The 23,900-nt window shown below is 72.6% G+C and carries 1 protein-coding gene; it reads left to right on the forward strand.

The genetic code is table 11. The features are described 5' to 3' along the window. Positions 1-43: 43 nt before the first annotated feature. The gene (locus tag TNCT6_RS02075; RefSeq protein ID WP_141355982.1) at positions 44-23,896 is read left to right on the forward strand and encodes a non-ribosomal peptide synthase/polyketide synthase; all 23,853 of its coding nucleotides are present in this window, start codon (positions 44-46) and stop codon (positions 23,894-23,896) included. Positions 23,897-23,900: the final 4 nt, after the last annotated feature.

Here is a 23,900-nt window from a genome sequence, read left to right on the forward strand (position 1 = left end):
GCGCCCTGCGACCACGCCTGCCCACACTTCCGGAGGTACCCCCATGTCCCGTCGCGACGGCGATGCCCTTCCCCTGACGGCGGCCCAGCGTGAGATCTGGCTCGCCGAGCAGCGCGCGCGGACCGCGCTCGACGCCTACCGCATCGGCGACTATCTGGAGGTCCACAGCCCGGTCGACGCGGAGCTCTTCGAGACCGCACTGCGCCGGGTGGTCGACGAGATCGACGCCCTGCACGTGAGTTTCGTGGACGACGGGCGGGAACCGCGGCAGGTGGTCCGCGAGGCATGGGACTGGGAACCCCATCTGCTCGACCTGAGCTCGGAGTCCGACCCACGAGCGGCAGGCCTCGAGTGGATGGCCCGGGACCGGACGCGTGCGCTGGACCTCTCACGTGATCCGCTCTTCAGCTTCGCGCTGATCAGCCTGTCGCCGACCCACCACCTCGTGTACCAGAACTACCACCACCTGGTGATGGACGGATTCGGCCTCTCCCTCGTCCGGCGGCGGCTCACGCGGATGTACGCGGCGCTGGCGGCGGGCGGCCCGGTGCCGCCGTCGCCGTTCGGTTCATTGGACGAGCTGATCCGCGGTGACGCCGGCTACCGCGCCTCGGAGCAGTTCGCCTCCGATCAGTCGTACTGGACAGAGCGGCTCGCCGACCGGCCGGAACCGGCTCAGCTCACCGGCCGGGAGCCACGTGGTGGGAGCGGTCCGCACACCGCGGTGGAACCGGCGGTGCTCCACGTGGACGCGCTGCGAGCGGGGGCAGCACGGACCGAAGTCCACTGGTCCCGCCCACTGATCGCGGCGGCGGCTCTCTACGCACACCGGCTCACCGGGGACCGGGACGTGCTGATCGGCCTTCCCGTCACCGGGCGCGAGGGAGCCGAACGCGCTCTGCTGTCCACGCCCGGCACGGTGGCGAACGTGCTGCCCCTGCGCCTGCCGATGCGTCCGGACATGCGGTGGTACGACCTCGTCACCGAGGTGGCACGGGAGGCCGACGCGGCTCTCGTGCACCAGCGCTACCGCAGCGAGGACCTGTTCCGGGACCTCGGCGTCCCCGGTTCCCCCGGGGCGGCGTTCCCGCTCGTCGTCAACATCATGGTCTTCGACTCCGCCCCGAGTTTCGCCGGGCACCCCGCCACGCTGCACTACCTTCTCCCCGAGCCGACCACCGGGCTGGCCCTCTGGATCATGGGCCGGCGGGGAGAAGATGAACTCCGGGTCGAGCTCAAGGGCGCACCCCAGACCTGGAGCGAGGACGAACTCGCCGTACACCAACGGCGTCTGATCGCGCTGCTGGACGCCGTCGCGCGCTGCGACCCACAGGAGCCGGTCGGCCGGATCGGCCTGCTCGCCGGGGACGAGGAGCGTGAGCTGCTGACGCTGGGCGCCGGTCCGGTGACGCAGGCCTCAGCCGAGGGCCTGGCGGAGGTGTTCCGGGCGCAGGTGCGGGCGACGCCGGACGCGGTCGCGGTGGTGGCGCCGGACACGGCACTGACGTTTGCGGAGCTGGACGCGCGGGCGAACCGGCTGGCGCATGCCCTGATCGCCCGTGGGGTGGGGCCGGAGCGGCTGGTCGCGGTGGCCCTGCCACGCTCGGCGGAACTGGTGGTGGCGATCCTCGCGGTGCTGAAGGCCGGGGCCGCCTACGTCCCGGTCGACCCGGAGTACCCTGCCGCCCGGATCGGGTACATGCTCGACGACGCGCGGCCGGTCCTGGTGGTGACCGACGTGCGTGCCCTGGAACGGCTGGCCGAGGCCGGTCCCACCGAGCGGCTGGTGATCGACGAACCGGAGACGGCCGCTACGGTGGCGGGTTGCCCGGCAGTGGACCCGGAAGTGACCGTCGATCCGGAACATCCGGCGTACGTCATCTACACCTCCGGTTCCACCGGGCGGCCCAAGGGCGTGGTGTCGACGCACCGCGGCCTGCTCAACCTGTTCACCGACCAGCAGCGGACCTTGTTCCCGCCCCTGCTCGTGGACCGGAGGCGACGGCTGAGGGTGGCCCTGACCACGTCGGTCTCGTTCGACGCGGCCTGGAACCAGTTGCTCAGCCTGTTCGCGGGCCACGAGCTGCACGTACTGGACCGGGCGACCTGGACCGACCCGGACGCCTTCGTCGACTACGCCAGGCGCTGCCGGCTCGACTTCATCGAGGCCACCCCGTCGTACCTCCACGTTCTGGTCGCACAGGGGATGCTCGACGATCCGCAGTGGCGTCCCGTGATGGTCGCGGCGGGCGGGGAGGCCATCCCGGAGCAGCTGTGGGAGCGCCTGCGCTCGGCCGACGGGGTGTCCTGCATGAACTTCTACGGTCCGTCCGAGTGCACGGTGAACTCGGTCGTCGCGCCGCTGGAGTCGAGCCGGCGCCCGGTGATCGGCCGACCGGTCGGCAACACCCGGCTGTACGTACTTGACGGCGCGTTGCGGCCGATGCCCACGGGTGTGGCGGGTGAGCTGTACATCGCCGGCGCGGGCCTGGCACGGGGCTACCTCAACCGGCCGGGTCTGACCACCGGGCGTTTCGTGGCCGACCCGTTCGGGCCGGCCGGCTCGCGCATGTACCGCACGGGCGACCTGGTGCAGTGGGGCCCGGACGGGAACCTGGAGTTCCTCGGCCGTACCGACGACCAGGTCAAGGTCCGAGGCTTCCGGATCGAACTCGGCGAGATCGAGGCCGGGCTCGTCGAGCACCCGCACGTCGCACAGGCCGCCGTTCTGGTACGTACCGAAGGGGACACCCGGCTGGTCGCCTACTTCGTACCGGCCCCCGGTGCCACAGTGGCCGTGCCCGCGCTGCGTGAACACCTGCGCGAGCGGCTGCCGGAGTACATGGTGCCGACCGCGTTCGTGATGCTGGACGCACTGCCGCTGACGCCGAACCGGAAGCTCGACCGACGGGCCCTGCCGGCCCCCGAGCAGGCCGCGGCCGCCCCGGGCCGCGCTCCGCGCACCGCGACCGAACACGTGCTGGCCGGGCTGTTCACCGAGGTGCTCGGGGTGGCCGAGGCCGGGCCGGACGACAGCTTCTTCGACCTCGGCGGGCATTCGCTGCTGGCCACCCGGCTGGTCGCCAGGGCCCGGTCGGCGCTGGGCGTGGAGCTGCAACTGGGCGACCTGTTCGACGCGCCGACGGTGGCGGAACTGGCGACGGCGGTGGACCGCGCGGACCGGGCACGGCCGGCGCTGGGGCGGCGCGAGCGGCCCGAGGCGATCCCACTGTCCTTCGCGCAGCGCCGGTTGTGGTTCCTGCACCGCATGGAGGGCCCGGGCGCCACGTACAACATCCCGCTGGCGCTGCGGCTGTCCGGCGACCTCGACGAGCGGGCCCTGGAAGCCGCGCTGGCGGACGTGGTCGAGCGCCACGAGAGCCTGCGCACCGTCTTCCCGGTGGTCGACGACGTGCCGTGCCAGCGGGTGCTGGACCTCGACGAGGCACGGCCGCGACTGCGTGTGACCGAGGTCGGCGAGGGCGACCTGCCGGATCGACTGGCGGAGGCGGCCCGGCACGGCTTCGAGCTCTCCGAGGAGCCGCCGCTGCACACCGAACTGTTCAAGCTGGGAGCCGACGAGCACGTACTGCTGGTGGTGGTGCACCACATCGCCGGCGACGGCTGGTCGATGGGGCCGCTATCGCGGGACCTGACCACCGCCTACGTGGCCCGTTCCGAAGGGGCGAAGCCGGAGTGGGCTCCGCTGCCGGTCCAGTACGCCGACCATGCCCTCTGGCAGCGCGAGCTGCTCGGTGAGGGCTCTGACCCGGACAGCCTGCTGCGCAGTCAACTGCTCTACTGGAAGGAGCAGCTGGCCGACCTGCCCGAGCAGGTCGAGCTGCCGTTCGACCGGCCCAGGCCGGCGGTGACGTCCCACCGGGGCGCCCTCCTGCCGGTGCGGATCGACGCCGAACTGCACCAGGGGCTGCGCGCCCTCGCCCGTGACGGCGGGGCCAGCCTCTTCATGGTGCTCCAGGCCGGGCTGGCCGCCCTGCTGGGCAAGCTCGGCGCGGGCACCGACGTCCCGATCGGCACACCGATCGCCGGACGCACCGACGAGGCCGCGGACGACCTGGTCGGCTTCTTCGTCAACACCCTGGTGCTGCGTACCGACCTCTCCGGCGACCCGTCGTTCACCGACCTGCTGGGCCGGGTGCGCACCGACGCGCTGGCCGCGTACGGGCATCAGGACGTGCCGTTCGAGCACCTCGTGGAGGCACTGAACCCAGCCCGGTCGCTGGCACACCACCCCCTGTTCCAGACCATGCTCGCCCTGCAGAACGCGCCGCTCGGCACGTTCGACCTGCCGCGGCTGCGCGTGGCGACCGACCTGGTCCACACCGGGACGGCCAAGTGCGACCTGACGTTCATGCTGACCGAACAGCCCGGCGGGCACGGGCTGTCGGGGATGGTGGAGTACAGCACCGACCTGTTCGACGCGGCCACCGTGGAGGGGATCGTCGACCGGTGGCTGCGGCTGCTCCGCGCCGTGGTGGCCGAGCCCGGTCGGCGGATCGGCCAGGTGGACGTGCTGTCCGCCGACGAGTTCCGCGCGCTGCTGCCGGCTGTCGTAGGCCGGAGTGGGCAGTTGCCGGAGAGCAGCATCACCGCGCTCTTCGAGCGGCAGGTACGGGCGAACCCGTCGGCGGTCGCCGTGGTGAGCGGCGACGTCACGCTGACCTACGGTGAGTTGAACGCCCGGGCCAACCGGCTTGCGCACGCCCTGATCGCCCGGGGCGTGCGGCCTGAGCAGCTGGTGGCGCTGGCCCTGCCGCGCTCGGCCGACCTGGTGGTGGCGGTCCTCGCGGTCCTCAAGGCGGGAGCCGCCTACGTTCCGGTGGACCCGCAGTACCCGGCCGCCCGGATCGCCTACCTGCTTCGGGACGCCCGGCCGGCGCTGCTCGTGACGACGAGCCGGATCGGAGAACTGCCCGGGGCGGACCCGGTGGACCGGCTCCTGCTGGACACCGCCGACCTGGCCGAGCTGCCGGACACCGACCCGGAGATCCCTCTCGACCCAGGCCACCCCGCCTACGTCATCTACACCTCCGGGTCCACCGGCGACCCCAAGGGCGTCGTGGTCCCGCACACGAACGTGGTGAGGCTGTTCGGCACCGCCCAGGAGCTGTTCGGCTTCTCCGCCGAGGACGTCTGGACCCTCTTCCACTCCTACGCCTTCGACTTCTCGGTGTGGGAGCTGTGGGGCCCGCTGCTGTACGGCGGCCGCCTGGTGGTCGTGGACCACGAGACCAGCCGCTCACCGCACGGGTTCCTGGAGCTCCTCGCCCGTGAACGGGTGACGGTGCTCAACCAGACGCCGTCGGCCTTCTACCAGTTGATGCAGGCGGACCAGGAGGCACCGGAGACCAGCCGTTCGCTCGCCCTGCGCACCGTGGTGTTCGGCGGCGAGGCACTGGAGCACGCCCGGCTGACGAGCTGGTACGAGCGACACCCGGACGACGCGCCGCTGCTGGTCAACATGTACGGCATCACCGAGACCACCGTGCACGTGACCCACGCCGCACTCGACCGGTCCGACACCGCCGCGGGCCGGATCGGCGCGGCCCTCCCCGACCTGCGCACGTACGTGCTGGACGCCCACCTGCGGCCGGTGCCCCCGGGCGTGCCCGGCGAGCTGTACGTCGCGGGCGCCGGGCTGGCGCGCGGATACCTGAACCGGCCCGGTCTGACCGCCGGGCGCTTCGTGGCCGACCCGTTCGGGCCGGCCGGTGCGCGCATGTACCGCAGCGGCGACGTGGTGCGCCGGTGTGCGGACGGCAGTCTGCGGTTCGTGGGCCGTGCCGACGACCAGGTGAAGGTGCGCGGCTTCCGGATCGAGCTCGGCGAGGTCGAGGCGGCGCTGGCCGCCCACTCGTCCGTCGTACAGGTCGCCGTGCTGGCGCGGCAGGACCGGGCGGACGACACCCGGCTGGTCGCGTACCTGGTGGCCGCCCCGGGTGCCGCCCCGCGGCCGGCGGAGCTGCGCGAGCATCTGCGGGAGCTGCTGCCGGAGTACATGGTGCCCGCCGCGTTCGTCACCCTCGACGCCCTGCCGTTGACCGCCAACGGCAAACTGGACCGACGGGCGCTGCCCGCACCCGACCTCGCTCCGGCGAACACCGGCCGCGCGCCGCGTACGCCGCAGGAGCAGGTCCTGTGCGAGTTGTTCGCCGAGGTCCTCGGGGTGGCCGAGGCCGGCGTCGAGGACAGCTTCTTCGACCTGGGCGGGCACTCGCTGCTGGCAACCCGCCTGGCCGCCCGGGTCCGGGCGACCCTGGGGGTGGAGCTGGAACTGCGCACCCTGTTCGAGACCCCGACCCCGGCCGGCGTGGCTGCCGCCCTCGCGGGAGCCCGCCAGGCACAACAGGCACTGGCGCCCCACGTGCGGCCGGAGCGGATCCCGCTGTCGTTCGCGCAGCGGCGGCTCTGGTTCCTGGACCAGCTGGAGGGCTCCGGCGCGAACTACCACATCTCCCTGGCGTGGCGGCTGTCCGGGCGCCTGGACCGGCAGGCCCTGGAGGCCGCCCTGGCGGACGCGGTGGCCCGGCACGAAACCCTGCGCACCGTCTTCCCGGTGGTGGACGGCGTGCCGTACCAGCAGGTGCTGGACGTGGTGGCGGCCCGCCCGCGGCTGGACGTGAGCCGGACCACCGAGGCCGGGCTGCCGGGCGTGCTGGCGGCCGCGAAGGATCGTCCGTTCGACCTGGCGGTGGATCTGCCGCTGCGCGTCGGGCTGTTCGAGTTGGCGCCAAACGAGCACGTGCTTCAGGTGGTGCTCCACCACATCGCGGGTGACGGCTGGTCGCTGGGCCCGCTTGCGCAGGACCTGACCGCCGCCTACGCGTCGCGCTGCCGCGGCGAGGGGCCGCGGTGGGCGGCGCTGCCGGTCCAGTACGCCGACTACACCCTGTGGCAGCACCAGCTGCTCGGCGACGCCACCGACCAGGACAGTCTGTTCGCCCGCCAGACCGCCTACTGGACCCGGCAGTTGGCCGATCTGCCGGAGCAGATCCGGCTGCCCGGTGACCGGCCCCGCCCGGCGGTCGCCTCGCACCGGGGCGGCTTCGTGCGTGCCGGGCTGGACGCGGAGCTGCACCGCGGTCTGCGTGAACTCGCCCGCGCGCACGGGACCAGTCTGTTCATGGTGCTTCAGGCCGGGCTGGCGGCGCTGCTGAGCAAGCTCGGTGCGGGTGACGACATCCCGGTCGGCAGCCCGATCGCCGGCCGGACCGACCAGGCACTCGACGAGTTGGTCGGATACTTCGTCAACACCCTGGTGCTGCGGACGGACACCTCGGGCGATCCGACGTTCGCCGAGTTGCTCGGCCGGGTGCGGGACACCGCGCTGGCCGGGTACGCCAACCAGGACCTGCCGTTCGAGTACCTGGTCGAAGCCCTCAATCCGGTGCGCTCGCTGGCGCATCACCCGCTGTTCCAGGTCATGCTGGTGCTGCAGAACGCGCCCCGCGCCGACTTCGCCCCACCGGGGCTGCGCGTCGGCGAGGTGGAGCTGAACACGACCACGTCCAAGTTCGACCTGGTCTTCTCCCTGTCCGAGCGGCACTCCGGGTACGGTTCCCCGGACGGGATCGACGCGCTCGTCCAGTTCGCCGGCGATCTGTACGATCCGGCGACCGTCGACATGATGGTCGCGCGCTGGGTGCGGCTGCTGAGGGCGGCTGTCGCCGATCCGCAACAGCGGCTCAGCCGCGTCGATCTGCTGTCCGTCTCGGAGCGCCGCGAGTTGCTGCCCGCGGTCGAGGGCGGGGCGGTCACCGCGAGCCTGCCGGAGATGTTCGCGGCGCAGGCGGCGGCGACGCCCGAGGGCGTTGCTCTGGCCTCCGAGGGTGTCGAGCTGACGTACCGTCAGCTGGATGCGTGGGCGAACCGATTCGCGCATGCGCTGATCGCGCGGGGTGTGGGTCCGGAGCAGATCGTGGCGGTGGCGTTGCCGCGGTCGGTGGAGTTCGTGGTGGCCGTCCTGGGTGTCCTGAAGACGGGAGCCGCCTATCTGCCGGTGGATCCGGCGTATCCGGAGTCGCGGATCGCGTTCATGCTGCAGGACGCAGGGCCGACCGTGGTGGTCGACGACCCGGCGATGGTGGCCGACGTGTCCGGGCGGCCGGACACCGATCCTGCCGTCGCGGTGGACGCCCGTCACTCGGCTTACGTGATCTACACGTCCGGCTCGACCGGACGGCCCAAGGGCGTGGTGGTCAGCCACGCGGGCCTGCGAGGCATGGTGGCCGAGCAGGTCGAGCGGCTCGGCATCGACGCGGCCAGCCGGGTGCTCCAGTTCTCCTCGCCGAGCTTCGACGTCTCGCTGTGGGACCTGTGCGGCGCCCTGCTCACCGGTGCCGCTCTCGTACCGGCACCCGCGGCCGAGCCGGTCTCCGCGCTGACCGATCCGAGCCTTGCCCTCACCCATGCGACGGTGCCGCCGTCCGTGCTGGCGGCGCTGTCGCCGGACGCGGTGGACGTGCCGACGCTGGCGGTCGCGGGCGAGGCATGCCCGTCGGAGCTGGTCGCGCGATGGGCGCCGGGGCGGCGGATGATCAACGCCTACGGTCCGACCGAGACGACGGTCATCGCGACGATGAGCGAGCCGCTGTCGCCGGGACCGGGCGTGCCGCCGATCGGCCGTGGCGTCGCCGGGTTCCGGGCGTACGTGCTGGACCAGCGCCTGGGCCTGGTGCCGCCGGGCGTGACCGGGGAGCTGTACGTCGCCGGCCCGGGCCTCGCCCGTGGCTACCTGAACCGGCCCGGGCTCTCCGCCAGGCGGTTCGTGGCCTGCCCGTTCGGTGCGGCAGGTGAGCGGATGTACCGCACCGGGGACCTGGTGCGCCGCCGCGCCGACGGTCAGTTGGAGTATCTCGGCCGTGCCGACGACCAGGTGAAGGTGCGCGGCTTCCGGATCGAACTCGGTGAGATCGAGACTGCGTTGGCCGAACACCCGCAGGTCGGTCAGGTCGCGGTCATCGCTCGGAAGGACCAGCCGGAGGACACCCGCCTGGTCGCCTACCTGGTGCCCGTCACCGGCGCCGAACTTCGGCCGGAGGAACTGCGTGCCCACCTCCGCGAGTGGCTGCCGGACTACATGGTGCCCGCCGCGTTCGTCACCCTCGACGCCCTGCCGTTGACCGCCAACGGCAAGCTCGACCGGCGTGCCCTGCCCGAGCCCGAGTTCGCCGGATCGCGGGTCGGCAGGACGCCGCACACCCCGCAGGAGCAGGTGCTGGCCGAACTGTTCGCCGAGGTACTGGGCCTGACGCGGGTCGGCGTCGACGACAGCTTCTTCGACCTGGGCGGCCACTCCCTGCTGGCCACCCGGCTGGTGGCCCGGGTCAGGGCGGCCCTGGGCGTCGAGCTGGCGCTGCACACCCTGTTCCGGACCCCGACCGTGGCCGGGCTGGCCGCCGTACTGGGCGGCGCCGACCGAGCCAGGCTCGCCCTGCGGCGGATGGAGCGGCCCGAGCGGGTACCACTGTCGTCCGCGCAGCGGCGGCTCTGGTTCCTGCACCAGCTGGACGGAGCCGCACCGATCTACAACATGCCGCTGGCGTGGCGCCTCTCCGGACCGCTGGACCGGGTGGCCCTGGAGAAGGCGCTCACCGACGTGGCCGACCGGCACGAGAGCCTGCGCACGGTCTTCCCGGCGGCGGACGGCGTGCCGTTCCAGCAGGTGCTGGCCCCCGGGGCGGTGCGGCCGAAGCTCACAGCCGTCCCGGCCGACGCGACGGACCTGACGGAGCTGCTGGCCGCGGCCGCGGCGCGTGGCTTCGATCTCGCCACCGAACCACCGCTGCGTGCCGAGCTGTTCGAGACGGGACCCGACGAGCACGTACTGCTGGTGGTGGTCCACCACATCGCCGGTGACGGCTGGTCGCTGGGCCCGTTGTCGACCGACCTTGCCACCGCGTACGCGGCGCGCTGCCGGGGCGAGGAACCGCAGTGGGCGCCGCTGGCCGTTCAGTACGCCGACTACACCCTGTGGCAGCACCAGCTGCTCGGCGACGCAGCCGACCAGGACAGCCTGACCGCCCGCCAGACGGCCTACTGGACACGGATGTTGGCGGACCTGCCGGAGCAGATCCGGCTTCCCGCCGACCGCCACCGCCCCTCCGTTCCCTCCCATGGCGGCGGCCACCTCGCGGTCGAGCTGGACGCCGAACTGCACGCCGGGCTGATCCGCCTGGGCCGGGAGCACGGGGCCAGCGCCTACATGGTGTTGCAGGCCGCACTGGCGGCGCTGCTGCACAAGCTGGGCGCGGGAACGGACATCCCGATCGGCAGCCTGATCGCCGGCCGGACCGACCAGGCCCTGGACGACCTCGTCGGGTTCTTCGTCAACACCCTGGTGCTGCGGACCGACACCTCGGGCGACCCGACCTTCGCCGAGCTCCTCGGCCGGGTCCGGGAGCACGCGCTGGCCGCGTACGCGCACCAGGACCTGCCGTTCGACCACCTCGTCGAGGCCCTCAACCCGGCCCGGTCGCTCGCCCGCCAGCCCCTGTTCCAGGTGCTGCTCGCGCTGCAGAACGTGCCCCGCACCGAGTTCGCCCTGCCCGGCCTGAGCACCGAGACCGTACTGGTACGGACGCCCACGGCGATGTTCGACCTCTCCATCCATCTGCTGGAGCGCGGCGGCACCGGCGGGCCGGCCGAGGGCATCATCGGGCGGGTCGAGTACAGCACCGACCTGTTCGACCACACCACGGTGGCGGCGCTGGTCGCCCGGTGGCTGCGCCTGCTTTCGTCGGTGGTCGCCGAGCCGGACCGGCCGCTGAGCCGGATCGACGTCCTCGCCGCCGAGGAGCGGCACGAACTGCTCGTCGTACGCAACGACACCGCGTGCCCGGCTCCCGCCACCGGCCTGCCGTCCCTGTTCGAGGCCCAGGTACGGGCGACCCCCGAGGCCCCGGCGGTGGTGTTCGAGGACACCGTACTGACCTACCGCGAGCTGAACCGCAGGGCCAATCGCCTGGCGCACGCGCTGATCGCGCGCGGGGTGGCGCCGGAGCAGGTCGTCGCCCTGCGACTGCCGCGCTCCGCCGAGCTGGTGGTCGCCGTCCTCGCGGTTCTCAAGACGGGTGCCGCGTACCTGCCGGTCGACCCGGACTACCCGGCCGCCCGCATCGCGTACATGCTGGAGGACGCGCGCCCGGCCGTGGTGCTCGACGACCTCGCGGCCGTCACACCGGCCGAGGAGCAGCCGGAGCACGACCCGGCCGTCACCGCGGACACGCGGCACCCGGCCTACGTCATCTACACCTCGGGCTCCACCGGCCGGCCCAAGGCCGTGGTGATGCCCGCCGCCGGGCTGCTGAACCTGCTGGCGTGGCATCACCGGGCCGTCGGCGGCGAACCCGGCACGCGCACCGCGCAGTTCACCGCGATCAGCTTCGACGTCTCGGTGCAGGAGATGCTCTCGGCGCTGCTGTACGGCAAGACCCTCGTGGTGCCGACCGAGGAGCAGCGCCGCAGCGCCGAGCTGTTCGCCCGCTGGCTGGAACGGCACGGGGTCGAGGAGCTGTTCGCGCCCAATCTGGTGATCGAGGCGCTGGCCGAGGCCGCCGAGGAGGCCGGCCTTGAGCTGCCGAGCCTGCGGCTGGTCGCGCAGGCCGGCGAGGCGATGCGGCTGGGCAATGCCGTGCGCCGCCTCCAGACCCGGGTACCGGGCCGGGTGCTGCACAACCACTACGGCCCCGCCGAAACCCACGTGATCACCGCCTATCCGCTGCCGGCCGACCCCGCCGACTGCCCACTGCCGGTGCCGATCGGCCGCCCGATCGCCAACTGCCAGGCATACGTGCTGGATTCGGCTCTGCGGCCGGTCGCCCCCGGCGTGCCGGGCGAGCTGTACCTCGCCGGGACGGGACTCGCCCGCGGCTACCTGAACCGGCCCGGGCTCACCGCCACGCGGTTCGTCGCCAACCCGTACGGTCCGGCCGGGGCGCGGATGTACCGCACCGGTGACCTGGTCCTCTGGCGCGCCGACGGCGAGCTGGAGTTCGGGGGCCGGACGGACCACCAGGTGAAGGTCCGCGGCTTCCGGATCGAACCGGGCGAGATCGAGGCCGAGTTGGCCGCGCACCGGGATGTCGCCCAGGTTGCGGTACTCCCCCGGGTGGACCAGCCGGGGGAGAGCCGGATCGTCGCGTACGTGGTTCCCACGGCCGGGTCCGGGGCGACGCCTGCGGCGCTGGCGGCGTACCTGCGCGACCGGGTGCCGGACTACCTGGTGCCGTCGGCGTTCGTGCTGCTGGACGCGCTGCCGCTGACGGCGAACGGAAAACTGGACCGGGCGGCACTGCCCGCGCCCGAGCCGGGTACAGCCGAAAGCAGCCGCGCGCCGCGCACGCCGCAGGAGCAGATCCTGTGCGCGTTGTTCGCCGAGGTGCTGGGCCTGCCCCGGGTCGGGGTCGACGACGACTTCTTCGCCCTCGGCGGGCACTCCCTGCTCGCCACCCGGCTGGTCTCGCGGGTCCGGGCTACGCTCGGAGTCGAGCTGGAACTGCGCAGCCTGTTCCGAACGCCGACGGCCGCCGGGCTCGCTGCCGGGCTGCACGACGCCGGCACCGCGCGGCAGGCCCTGGTCCCCCAGCCCCGCCGCGAGCCCATGCCGTTGTCGTTCGCGCAGCGCCGGCTCTGGTTCCTCCAGCAGTTCGGGACGCCGAGCGCCACCTACCACATGCCGCTCGCCCTGCGGCTGTCCGGCGACCTGGACCGGGCCGCGCTGAGTGCCGCGCTCGCCGATGTGGTCGCCCGGCACGAGACCCTGCGCACGGTCTTCCCCCACACCGCCGGCGTTCCGCACCAGCGGGTACTGGACGCCGCCGAGTCCGCCGTCCCGCTGGCCGTGCGCGCGGCCGACGAGGCGGAGGTTCCGTCCCTGCTGCGCGAGGCGGCGGTACGGGCCTTCGACCTGACGTCGGAACCGCCGCTGCGGGCTGAGCTGTTCGAGGTGGCGCCGCAGGAGCACGTGCTGCTGCTGGTGATGCACCACATCGCCGGTGACGGCTGGTCCATGGGTCCGCTGGCCCGCGACCTCGCCGCGGCCTACGCCACCCGGCAGAGCGGTGCGGCACCCGCATGGCCGCCGCTGCCGGTGACGTACCGCGACTACACCCTGTGGCAGCACGAGATCCTCGGCGACGAGCACGACGCGGACAGTGCGTTCGCGCGCCAGGTCGTCTACTGGACCGAGGCTCTGGCCGGATTGCCCGACCAGCTGCAACTACCGGTCGACCGGCCGCGTCCGGCCGCCATGACATACCGCGGCGACCTGCTGGACGTCACCATCGACGCCGAACTCCACACCTCCCTGATGGAGTTGGCACGGCGTACCGGTACCAGTCTGTTCATGGTGCTCCAGGCGGGCCTCGCCGCGCTGTACACGCGGCTGGGCGCGGGAACGGACATCCCGATCGGCAGCCCGATCGCGGGCCGCACGGACGAGGCACTGGACGACCTGGTCGGGTTCTTCGTCAACACACTGGTACTCCGCACCGACACGAGCGGCGATCCGACGTTCACCGAACTCCTGGGCCGCGTAAGGGAAACGGCGCTGACGGCCTTCGCCCACCAGGACGTCCCATTCGAGCACCTGGTAGAGGCACTCAACCCGTCCCGGTCACTCTCCCACCACCCCCTGTTCCAGACCGGACTGGTCGTACAGAACGCGCCGGGCGGTGACTTCGAACTGCCCGGCCTGAGGGCCACCGGGATGACCGTGCCCACCGGGACCTCCCGGCTGGACCTGACCTTCGGCCTGGCGGAGCAGCACGGACCCGATGGCGCGCCTGCCGGTCTGAGCGGTGCGGTCGAGTTCAGCGCCGACCTGTTCGACCGCTCGACGGTGGAGGCACTCTTCGCCCGGTGGACCAGGCTGCTGGCCGCGGTCGCAGCCGCTCCGGAGCGACCGATCGGCGGGATCGACCTGCTGTCCGACGGGGAGCGCCGCGAGCTGCTGCCCGCCGCCGAGAGCGGGACCGCCGCCGCGAGCCTGCCGGAGATGCTCGCGGCGCAGGTGGCGGCGACCCCGGATGCGGTCGCACTCGTCTGCGGCGACATCGAGCTGACGTACCGCCGGCTGAACGCGCGGGCGAACCGGTTCGCGCATGCGCTGATCGCCCGGGGTGTGGGCCCGGAACAGATCGTGGCCGTGGCCCTGCCGCGGTCGCTGGAATCGGTCGTGGCGATCCTGGGCGTACTGAAGGCAGGGGCCGCCTATCTACCGGTGGACCCCTCGTACCCGCACTCGCGGATCGCGTTCATGCTGGACGACGCCCGCCCCACGGTGGTCATCGACGATCCGGCAATGGTCACCGAAGGAGACTGGCCCGAGACCGACCCGAAGATCGCGCTCGACGTCCGGCACCCGGCCTACGTGATCTACACCTCGGGCTCCACCGGCCGCCCCAAGGGCGTCGTGGTCGGCCACACCGGAGTGGCGGGCCTGGTGGCGACGCAGGTCGAGCGGCTCGGCGTGGCGCCGGGCAGTCGAGTGCTCCAGTTCGCCTCGCCCAGCTTCGACGCGTCGTTCTGGGACCTGTGCAGCGCCCTGCTCACCGGTGCCGCCCTCGTCCTGGCCCCGCCCGATGCCCCGCTGGAGGGCCTGACGGACCGTCGGCTCGACGTCACCCATGTGACGCTGCCGCCTTCGGCTCTGGCGGCGCTCGACGGCGCCGACGTCACGGCCGCCACCCTGGTGGTGGCAGGTGAAGCGTGTGCGCCGGAGCTGGTGGCACGGTGGGCGCCCGGGCGCCGGATGATCAACGCGTACGGCCCGACGGAGACGACGGTGTGCGCGACGATGAGCCACCCCCTCTCGCCGGGGTCGGGCGTGCCGCCGATCGGCCGACCGGTCGCGGATTTCCGGGCATACGTGCTGGACGAGCGCCTGCGCATCGTGCCGCCGGGAGTGGCGGGTGAGTTGTACGTCGCGGGCCCGGGCCTGGCACGCGGGTACCTGAACCGGCCGGGGCTGACGGCCGGACGGTTCGTCGCCTGCCCGTTCGGCACGGACGGCGAACGCATGTACCGCACCGGCGACCTGGTACGCCGACGCACCGACGGAGAACTGGAATACATCGGCCGCACCGACCAGCAGGTGAAGGTACGCGGCTTCCGCATCGAACTCGGCGAGATCGAAGCGGCCCTCGCCGAACACCCCGCCGTCGCCCGGACCGCCGTCCTCGCACAGGACGACCGGCTCGTCGGCTACGTGGCCGCGCGTCCCGACGCGGTGGTACGTCCGGCGGAGCTGACGGCGTATCTTCGCGACCGCCTGCCCGACTATCTGGTGCCGTCGGCGTTCGTCCTGCTGGACGCGCTGCCGCTGACGCCGAACGGGAAGCTGGACCGGGCAGCGCTGCCGTCGCCCGAGTCGGTGACCACGACGACGGGCCGGGCGCCGCGTACGCCACAGGAGCAGATCCTGTGCGAGCTGTTCGCCGAGGTGCTGGGCGCGCCGCGGGTCGGCGTCGACGACGACTTCTTCGACCTGGGCGGGCACTCCCTGCTCGCCACCCGGCTGGTCGCGCGGATCCGCTCGGTGGTCGGCGTGGAGCTGGGGTTGCGCGCGCTCTTCCAGGCGCCCACCGCGGCGGGCTTGGCCGAGGCGTTGGCCGAGGCCGGTCGCGCCCGCCCGGCGCTGACGGCGCACGTGCGGCCGGAAGCGGTACCGCTCTCCTTCGCCCAGCGCCGGCTCTGGTTCCTGCATCGCATGGACGGCACCGCCGCGACGTACCACATCCCGCTGGCGCTCCGGCTGACCGGGACGCTCGACGCGGCGGCGCTGGACGAGGCACTCGCCGACGTGGTGACCCGGCACGAGAGCCTGCGGACGGTGTTCCCGGAGGTCGACGGCGTACCGTGCCAGCGCGTCCTGGACCCTGGTGCGGCCCGGCCCCGGGTGCGGTCGACCGGAACGTCGCAGGCCGAACTGCCGAAACAACTTGCCGAGTTCGCACGGAGGCCCTTCGACCTTGCGGTGGAACCGCCGCTGCGGGCGCAGCTGTTCGAGGTCTCCCCGCAGGAGCACGTGCTGCTGCTGGTCATGCACCACATCGCCGGCGACGGCTGGTCCACCGGCCCGCTGGCCCGCGACCTCGCCGAGGCGTACGCCTCTCGGTGCGAGGGTCGCACACCGAGCCGGCCGATCCTGCCGGTGCAGTACGCCGACTACACGCTGTGGCAGCGCGACCTGCTCGGCGACGCCGCCGACCCGGAGAGTCGGTTCGCCGAACAACTCGGCTATTGGAAACGGCAGTTGTCCGACATGCCGGAGCTGCTCCAGCTGCCCACCGACCGGGCGCGGCCGGCCGTCGCCCGCTGGCATGGTGACCAGATCGGCCTGGAGCTGAGTTCCGAACTTCACACCTCCCTGGTGGAGTTGGCGCGGCGTACCGGTACCAGTCTGTTCATGGTGCTCCAGGCGGGCCTCGCCGTGCTGTACACGCGGCTGGGCGCGGGAACGGACATCCCGATCGGCAGCCCGATCGCGGGCCGCACGGACGAGGCACTGGACGACCTGGTCGGGTTCTTCGTCAACACACTGGTACTCCGCACCGACACGAGCGGCGATCCGACGTTCACCGAACTCCTGGGCCGCGTAAGGGAAACGGCGCTGACGGCCTTCGCCCACCAGGACGTCCCATTCGAGCACCTGGTAGAGGCACTCAACCCGTCCCGGTCACTCTCCCACCACCCCCTGTTCCAGACCATCCTGGCCGTGCAGAACGCGCCGATGGGCCGCTTCTCGCTGCCCGGCCTGGAGGTCACCACCTACGCGGTGGCCACCGGAACCGCCAAGTTCGACCTCGGTGTGAACCTGGCCGAACAGTTCGGGCCGGACGGAAGCCCGGCCGGGATCGTCGGCGTGGTGGAGTACGCCACCGACCTGTTCGACCGGGACACGGTCGCCACCCTCGCCCGGCGCTGGACGCTCCTGCTGGAGGCGGTCACCGCCGACCCGGAGCAGCCGATCGGACTGGTCGACCTCCTCGACGCCGACGAGCGGCACCGGCTGCTGGAGCGCGGCAACGCGACCGCCCGTGAGGTGGACGCCGTACCGGTGCCGGAGGCGTTCGCGGCGCAGGTGGTGGCGACGCCGGATGCGGTCGCACTCGTCTGCGGCGACATCGAGCTGACGTACCGCCGGCTGAACGCGCGGGCGAACCGGTTCGCGCATGCGCTGATCGCCCGGGGTGTGGGCCCGGAACAGATCGTGGCCGTGGCCCTGCCGCGGTCGCTGGAATCGGTCGTGGCGATCCTGGGCGTACTGAAGGCAGGGGCCGCCTATCTACCGGTGGACCCCTCGTACCCGCACTCGCGGATCGCGTTCATGCTGGACGACGCCCGCCCCACGGTGGTCATCGACGATCCGGCAATGGTCACCGAAGGTGACTGGCCCGAGACCGACCCGAAGATCGCGCTCGACGTCCGGCACCCGGCCTACGTGATCTACACCTCGGGCTCCACCGGCCGCCCCAAGGGCGTCGTGGTCGGCCACAGCGGGGTGGCGAGTCTGGTGGCCGGCCAGATCGAGCGGTTCGCAATCGAACCCGACAGCCGGGTGCTCCAGTTCGCCTCGCCCAGCTTCGACGCTTCGGTGTCGGAAGTCTTCACCGCCCTGCTGCAGGGCGCGGCCCTGGTGCTGCCCTCCACGGCGGACCCGGTCGCCGCGCTGACCGACCCGGACCTGGCGGTCACCCACGTGACCGTGCCCCCGTCGGTCCTGGCCACCGTGGCGCAGGACGCGCTGACCGTGTCGACGCTGGTGGTAGCGGGTGAGGCCTGCCCGCCGGAGCTGGTGGAACGCTGGGCTCCGGACCGTCGGATGATCAACGCGTACGGTCCGACGGAGACGACGGTGTGCGCGACGATGAGCGACCCGCTGTCCCCGGGGTCGGGCGTGCCGCCGATCGGCCGTCCGATCGCCAACGCCCGGGTGTACGTCCTGGACGAGCGGATGCGGCTGGTGCCGCCAGGCGTGGCGGGTGAGTTGTACGTCGCGGGAGCGGGTCTGGCACGCGGGTACCTGAACCGGCCGGGGCTGACGGCCGGACGGTTCGTCGCCTGCCCGTTCGGCACGGACGGCGAACGCATGTACCGCACCGGCGACCTGGTACGCCGACGCACCGACGGAGAACTGGAATACATCGGCCGCACCGACCAGCAGGTGAAGGTACGCGGCTTCCGCATCGAACTCGGCGAGATCGAAGCGGCCCTCGCCGAACACCCCGCCGTCGCCCGGACCGCCGTCCTCGCACAGGACGACCGGCTCGTCGGCTACGTCGTTCCGCGCCAGGAGGCGGCCCGGGACAGCAGTCTCGAAGCGGACCACGTGGGGGAATGGCGGGACATCTACGACGCCCTGCCCATCGTTCCCGAGGAGGCCGCCTTCGGCCAGAACTTCGTCGGCTGGAACAGCAGTTACGACACGAGCCCGATCCCGGTCGAGCAGATGCGGGAGTGGCGGGACGCCACCGTGGCGCGCATCCTGGCCCTGCGCCCCCGCCGGGTGCTGGAGGTCGGCGTCGGTACCGGCCTGCTCCTCTCACAGGTCGCACCGCACTGCGAGGCCTACTGGGCGACGGACTTCTCCGCCACCGCGATCGACGCCCTGGCCGCCCAAGTGGCGCGGGAGGAGCGGCTGGCCGAGCGTGTGGTGTTGCAGACCCGCCCGGCGCACGACACCGAAGGGCTGCCGGCCGGACGGTTCGACACCATCGTGCTGAACTCGGTGGTGCAGTACTTCCCGTCCGCCGACTACCTCGCGGACGTGATCGACAGACTGATGCGGCTGCTCGCCCCCGGTGGCGCGCTCTTCGTCGGCGACGTCCGCAACCTGCGGCTGCTGCGCCCGCTGGCCACGGCCGTCCAGCTCCACCGGGCCGGCGAGGGCGCCGATCTGACCTCGGTGCACCGTGCCGTGGAGCAGGCCCTTCTGGTGGAGAAGGAACTCCTGGTCGACCCGGACTTCTTCACCGTCCTGCGCGACCGCGGCACCGTCGGGGCGGTGACCGTGGCGGTCAAGGGCGGCCGGCACCACAACGAGCTCACTCGCTACCGCTACGACGTCACGCTGCACGAGCGGTCGGCCGTCCCAACGGCACCGGCCGCGCCGCAGGAGCTGACGTGGGGCCGAGAGGTCGCCGACCTCACGGAAGTGCGCGAGTTGCTCGCCCGGCCCGGCGCGCAGCCGGTGCGCATCACCGGGGTACCGAACCGGCGCGTCGCCCGCGAGGCGGCACTGGCCCGGGCGGTGCAGAACGGGGACGGCACGCTCGTCGGACTGCTGGACCGGCTGCACGGCCCGGACAGCGAGGGCCTGCCCGACCCGGAGGACTTCCGTGAGCTCGGCGACGAACTCGGGCGCCGGGTGGACGTCACCTGGTCGGCCGACGCGCCCGACGCCCTGGACGTCGTCATCGGCGACGTACCGGGAGTGGCCCCCGTCGATGTCTACCGGCGACTGCGGCCGGTCGGCACCGCGTTGTCCTCGCTCACCAACCGTCCGACCGGAAGCCGTGCCACGGGCGCCCTCGTCGGCGCACTCCGCGACCGGCTGCGCGAACGGCTGCCCGACTACCTCGTGCCGTCGGCCATCGTCGTCCTCGACGCGCTGCCGCTGACCGCCAGCGGCAAGGTCGACCGCCGCGCCCTGCCCGCCCCCGACCTGGGGACGGCCACGACCGGGCGGGCGCCGCGCACTCCGCAGGAGCAGTTGCTCGCCGATCTCTTCGCCGACGTGCTCGGGCTGCCCAGGGTCGGTGTCGAGGACAGCTTCTTCGACCTCGGCGGGCATTCCCTGCTGGCGACCCGGCTGGCCTCCCGGGTCCGGGCGGCCTTCGGTGCGGAGCTGGAGGTCCGTACGCTCTTCGAGCACCCGACCGTGGCCGCCCTGGCGGCCCGCCTCGACGGCTCGGTCACGGAGCGGCCCGCGCTGACCCCCCGTCCGCGCCCCGGGCGGGTACCGCTGTCCTTCGCCCAGCAACGTCTGTGGTTCCTGCACCGCCTGGACGGGCCCAGCGCCACCTACAACATGCCGCTCGCACTGCGCCTGGACGGCGAACTCGACCGGGCGGCGCTGCATGCCGCGCTCGCCGACGTGATCGCCCGGCACGCGAGCCTGCGAACAGTCCTGCGCGAGGCGGACGGCGTGCCGTACCAGCTCGTGCTGAGCACGGACGAGGCCCGCCCCGAGCTGCCGGTCGTCGAGCTCGACGACGTGCGGCTGGCCGGCCGGCTGGCGGAGGGCGCCGGGCGCGGCTTCGACCTGGCCGCCGAGCCGCCGATCCGCGCGGAGCTCTACGCGCTCGCCCCCGACCGGCATGTGCTGCTGCTCGTGGTGCACCACATCGCGGCCGACGGCTGGTCGATGGGCCCGCTCTCCCGCGACCTGGCGACGGCCTACGCGTCCCGCTGCCGGGGCGAGGAACCGCGGTGGTCCCCGCTGCCGGTGCAGTACGCCGACTACACCCGGTGGCAGCGCGATCTGCTCGGCGACGCCGCCGACCCGGACAGCCTGTTCGCCCGGCAACTCGCCTATTGGGGCGATGAGTTGACCGAACTGCCGCAACGGCTGCAACTGCCGACGGACCGGCCCCGGCCGGCCGTGGCCTCCCAGCGGGGCGGCCGGCTCGCCGTTCGACTGAACGCCGAACTGCACCAGGCACTGCGGGACCTGGCCACCGCGCGCGGCGCCAGCATGTTCATGGTGCTCCAGGCCGGCCTCGCCGCGCTGCTCACCCGGCTCGGCGCCGGCACCGACATCCCGATCGGCAGCCCCATCGCCGGGCGCACCGACCAGGCCCTGGACGACCTCGTCGGGTTCATGGTCAACACCCTGGTGTTGCGCACGGACACGAGCGGGGACCCCGGCTTCGCCGAACTGCTCGGCCGGGTACGGCAGAAGGCGCTGTCCGCGTACGCCCACCAGGATGTGCCGTTCGAGTACCTGGTCGAGGTGGTCAACCCGGCCCGGTCGCTGTCGCACCACCCGCTTTTCCAGATCATGCTGGCCTTGCAGAACGCGCCGTTGAGCGAGTTCACGCTGCCGGGGCTGTCGACCGGCCACCTGGAGGCACCGACCGGCACCGCGCGGGTCGACCTGACGTTCAGTCTGGCCGAGCAGTACCGGCCGGACGGCAGCCTCGACGGCATGGTCGGTGCGGTGGAGTACGCCACCGATCTGTTCGACCCGGCCACCGTGGAGCTGCTGTTCACCCGCTGGGCGCGGTTGCTGCGCGCGGTGGTCGCCGACCCCGACCGGCCGATCAGCCGGATTGACATCATGTCCGGCGAGGAGCGCCACCGGCTGCTGTCCGAATGGAACGACACCGCCGCCGAGCTGCCCGACGCCGGGCTGCCGGAGCTGTTCGCTCGCCAGGTGCGAGCCACCCCGGATGCGGTGGCGGTCGTGGCGAGCGGCACCGAGCTGACCTATCGGGAACTCGACCAGCGGGCCAACCGCCTCGCGCGGGCACTGATCCGCCAGGGCGTGGTGCCGGAGACGTCGGTCGGGGTACTGCTGGAGCGCTCGGCGGATCTGGTCGTGGCGATCCTGGCGATCATCAAGGCGGGCGGCGCCTATGTGCCCCTCGACTCGCGATTCCCACAGTCCCGCATCGACCTGATCCTCCAGGAGGCCGGGGCCAAACTGGCCCTCACCGAGGACGTGCTGACCGCACTGCTCCAGGCCGAGTCCGACTCCTCCGACCCCGAAGTCACCTGCGACCCACGGCAGTTGGCGTACGTGATGTACACCTCCGGCTCGACCGGACGGCCGAAGGGCGTGGCTGTCACCCACCGCGACGTGGTGGCCCACGCCCTGACCCCCTGCTGGCGCGACGGCGGACACGAGCGGGTGCTGCTGCACTCCCCCACCGCGTTCGACCTCTCGACGTACGAGCACTGGGTGCCACTGCTCGGCGGCGGCCGGATCGTGGTCGCACCGCCCGGGCGGCTCGATCTCGACCTGCTGGATCAGGCGGTCAACGAGCATCAGGTGACCGGACTGTGGCTGACGGCCGGCCTGTTCCGCCTGGTCGCCGAGGAGCGGCCGGGCCTGCTCGCAGGGGTCCGCGAGGTGTGGACCGGCGGTGACGTGGTGTCCCCGGCCGCCGTCGTCCGGGTGCTGGCGGCCTGCCCCGGTATCACGGTGGTCAACGGCTACGGGCCCACCGAGGCCACGACCCTGGCCACCTGCCACCCGGTGCACACCCTCTCCGAGCACGCCGCGACCGTGCCGATCGGCCGTCCGATGACGAACATGCGCGCCTACGTGCTCGACTCCGCGCTGCGGCCGGTGCCGCCGGGCGTGGTCGGCGAGCTGTACCTCGCGGGGGTGGGCGTGGCCCGGGGCTACGTCGGCCGGCCCGGCCTGACGGTACAGCGGTTCACCGCCGATCCGTACGGGCCGGCCGGGAGCCGGATGTACCGTACGGGCGACCTGGCGTGGTGGCTGGCCGACGGCACGCTGGAGTTTGCCGGGCGGGCCGACCACCAGGTCAAGCTGCGCGGCTTCAGGATCGAGCCCGGCGAGATCGAGGCGGTGCTCGCGAGTTGCCCGGGCGTCGGCCAGGCGGCCGTCGTCGTCCGCGAGGACCAGCCGGACGACAAGCGGCTCGTCGCCTACCTGGTACCCGCTCCCGAGGGCGCGCCCGAGGCGGGTGAACTGTCCGACCGGCTGCGCCGCGAACTGCCCGAGTACATGGTGCCGTCGGCGTTCGTCACCCTGGACGTGCTGCCGTTGACCGCCAACGGCAAGCTGGACCGAGCTGCCCTGCCGGCCCCCGACTACGGTGCGCCGGGCGCCGGGCGCGGCCCCCGGACGCCGCAGGAACAGCTGCTGTGCGACCTCTTCGCCCACGTCCTCGGCCGCGAACAGGTGCACATCGACGACAGCTTCTTCGACCTGGGCGGGCACTCGCTGCTCGCCGCCCGCCTGGTCTCCCGCGTCCGCGAGACCCTCGGTGTCGAGGTCAGCCTGCGCACGCTGTTCGAGGCGCCGACCGTGGCCGGGCTCACGGAACGCCTGGTCATGAACGATCCCGACGATGCGTTGGACGTGCTGCTGCCGCTGCGTACGACGGGGAGCCGGACACCGCTTTTCTGCATCCACCCCGGCGGCGGCATCAGCTGGTCGTACAGCGGGCTCCTGAACCACATCGGTTCGGAGTACCCCGTCTACGCGATCCAGGCACGCGGCCTCGGCCGCCCCGAACCCCGGCCGACGTCCTTCGAGGAGATGGCGGCCGACTACGCCAACCAGATCCGCAAGATCCAGCCCGAGGGCCCGTACCTGCTGCTCGGCTGGTCCGCCGGCGGGCTGATCGCCCACGCGATCGCCTGCGAGTTGCAGGCACGCGGCGAGCGGACCGCGCTGCTGGCGATCCTCGACGCCTACCCGGTGAAGGACGTGGCGTTCGAGGAGGTGCCCGTGCCCACCGAGCGGGACGTGCTCGTCGGCGTGCTCGACTGCGGCCTGGACGAGCTGGGCGACCGGCCGCTGACCTATGGCGAGGTCGCGGAGATCCTGCGCGAGCGGGGCAGCGCGCTGGCCGGCCTGACGGGGCAGCAGATCGAGGTCGTCGTCCAAATCATGATCAACAACGCGAAGCTGGCGGTCGACTTCGTCCCCGGCAGGTTCGACGGAGACCTGCTGCTGTTCAACTCCACGATCGACCGGGGCAAGGACGACGCCGGGCCCGGGACCTGGCGCCCATACATCACCGGCCGGATCGAATCGCACGAGATCACCACCCGGCACGACCGGATGACCCAGGCCGGCTCGCTGGCCCAGATCGGACCGGTTCTGGCCACAAGGCTCGCCGAAGCCACCGGTGACACCGGTGACACCCCAACCCGCAACCAGGAGGACTGATGTC

It is taken from the genome of Streptomyces sp. 6-11-2 (assembly GCF_006540305.1).
Lineage (GTDB): Bacteria > Actinomycetota > Actinomycetes > Streptomycetales > Streptomycetaceae > Streptomyces.

Coding starts and splice junctions, on each gene's coding strand:
- TNCT6_RS02075 (WP_141355982.1), top strand. CDS start 44: ATGTCCCGTCGCGACGGCGATGCCCTTCCCCTGACGGCGGCCCAGCGT.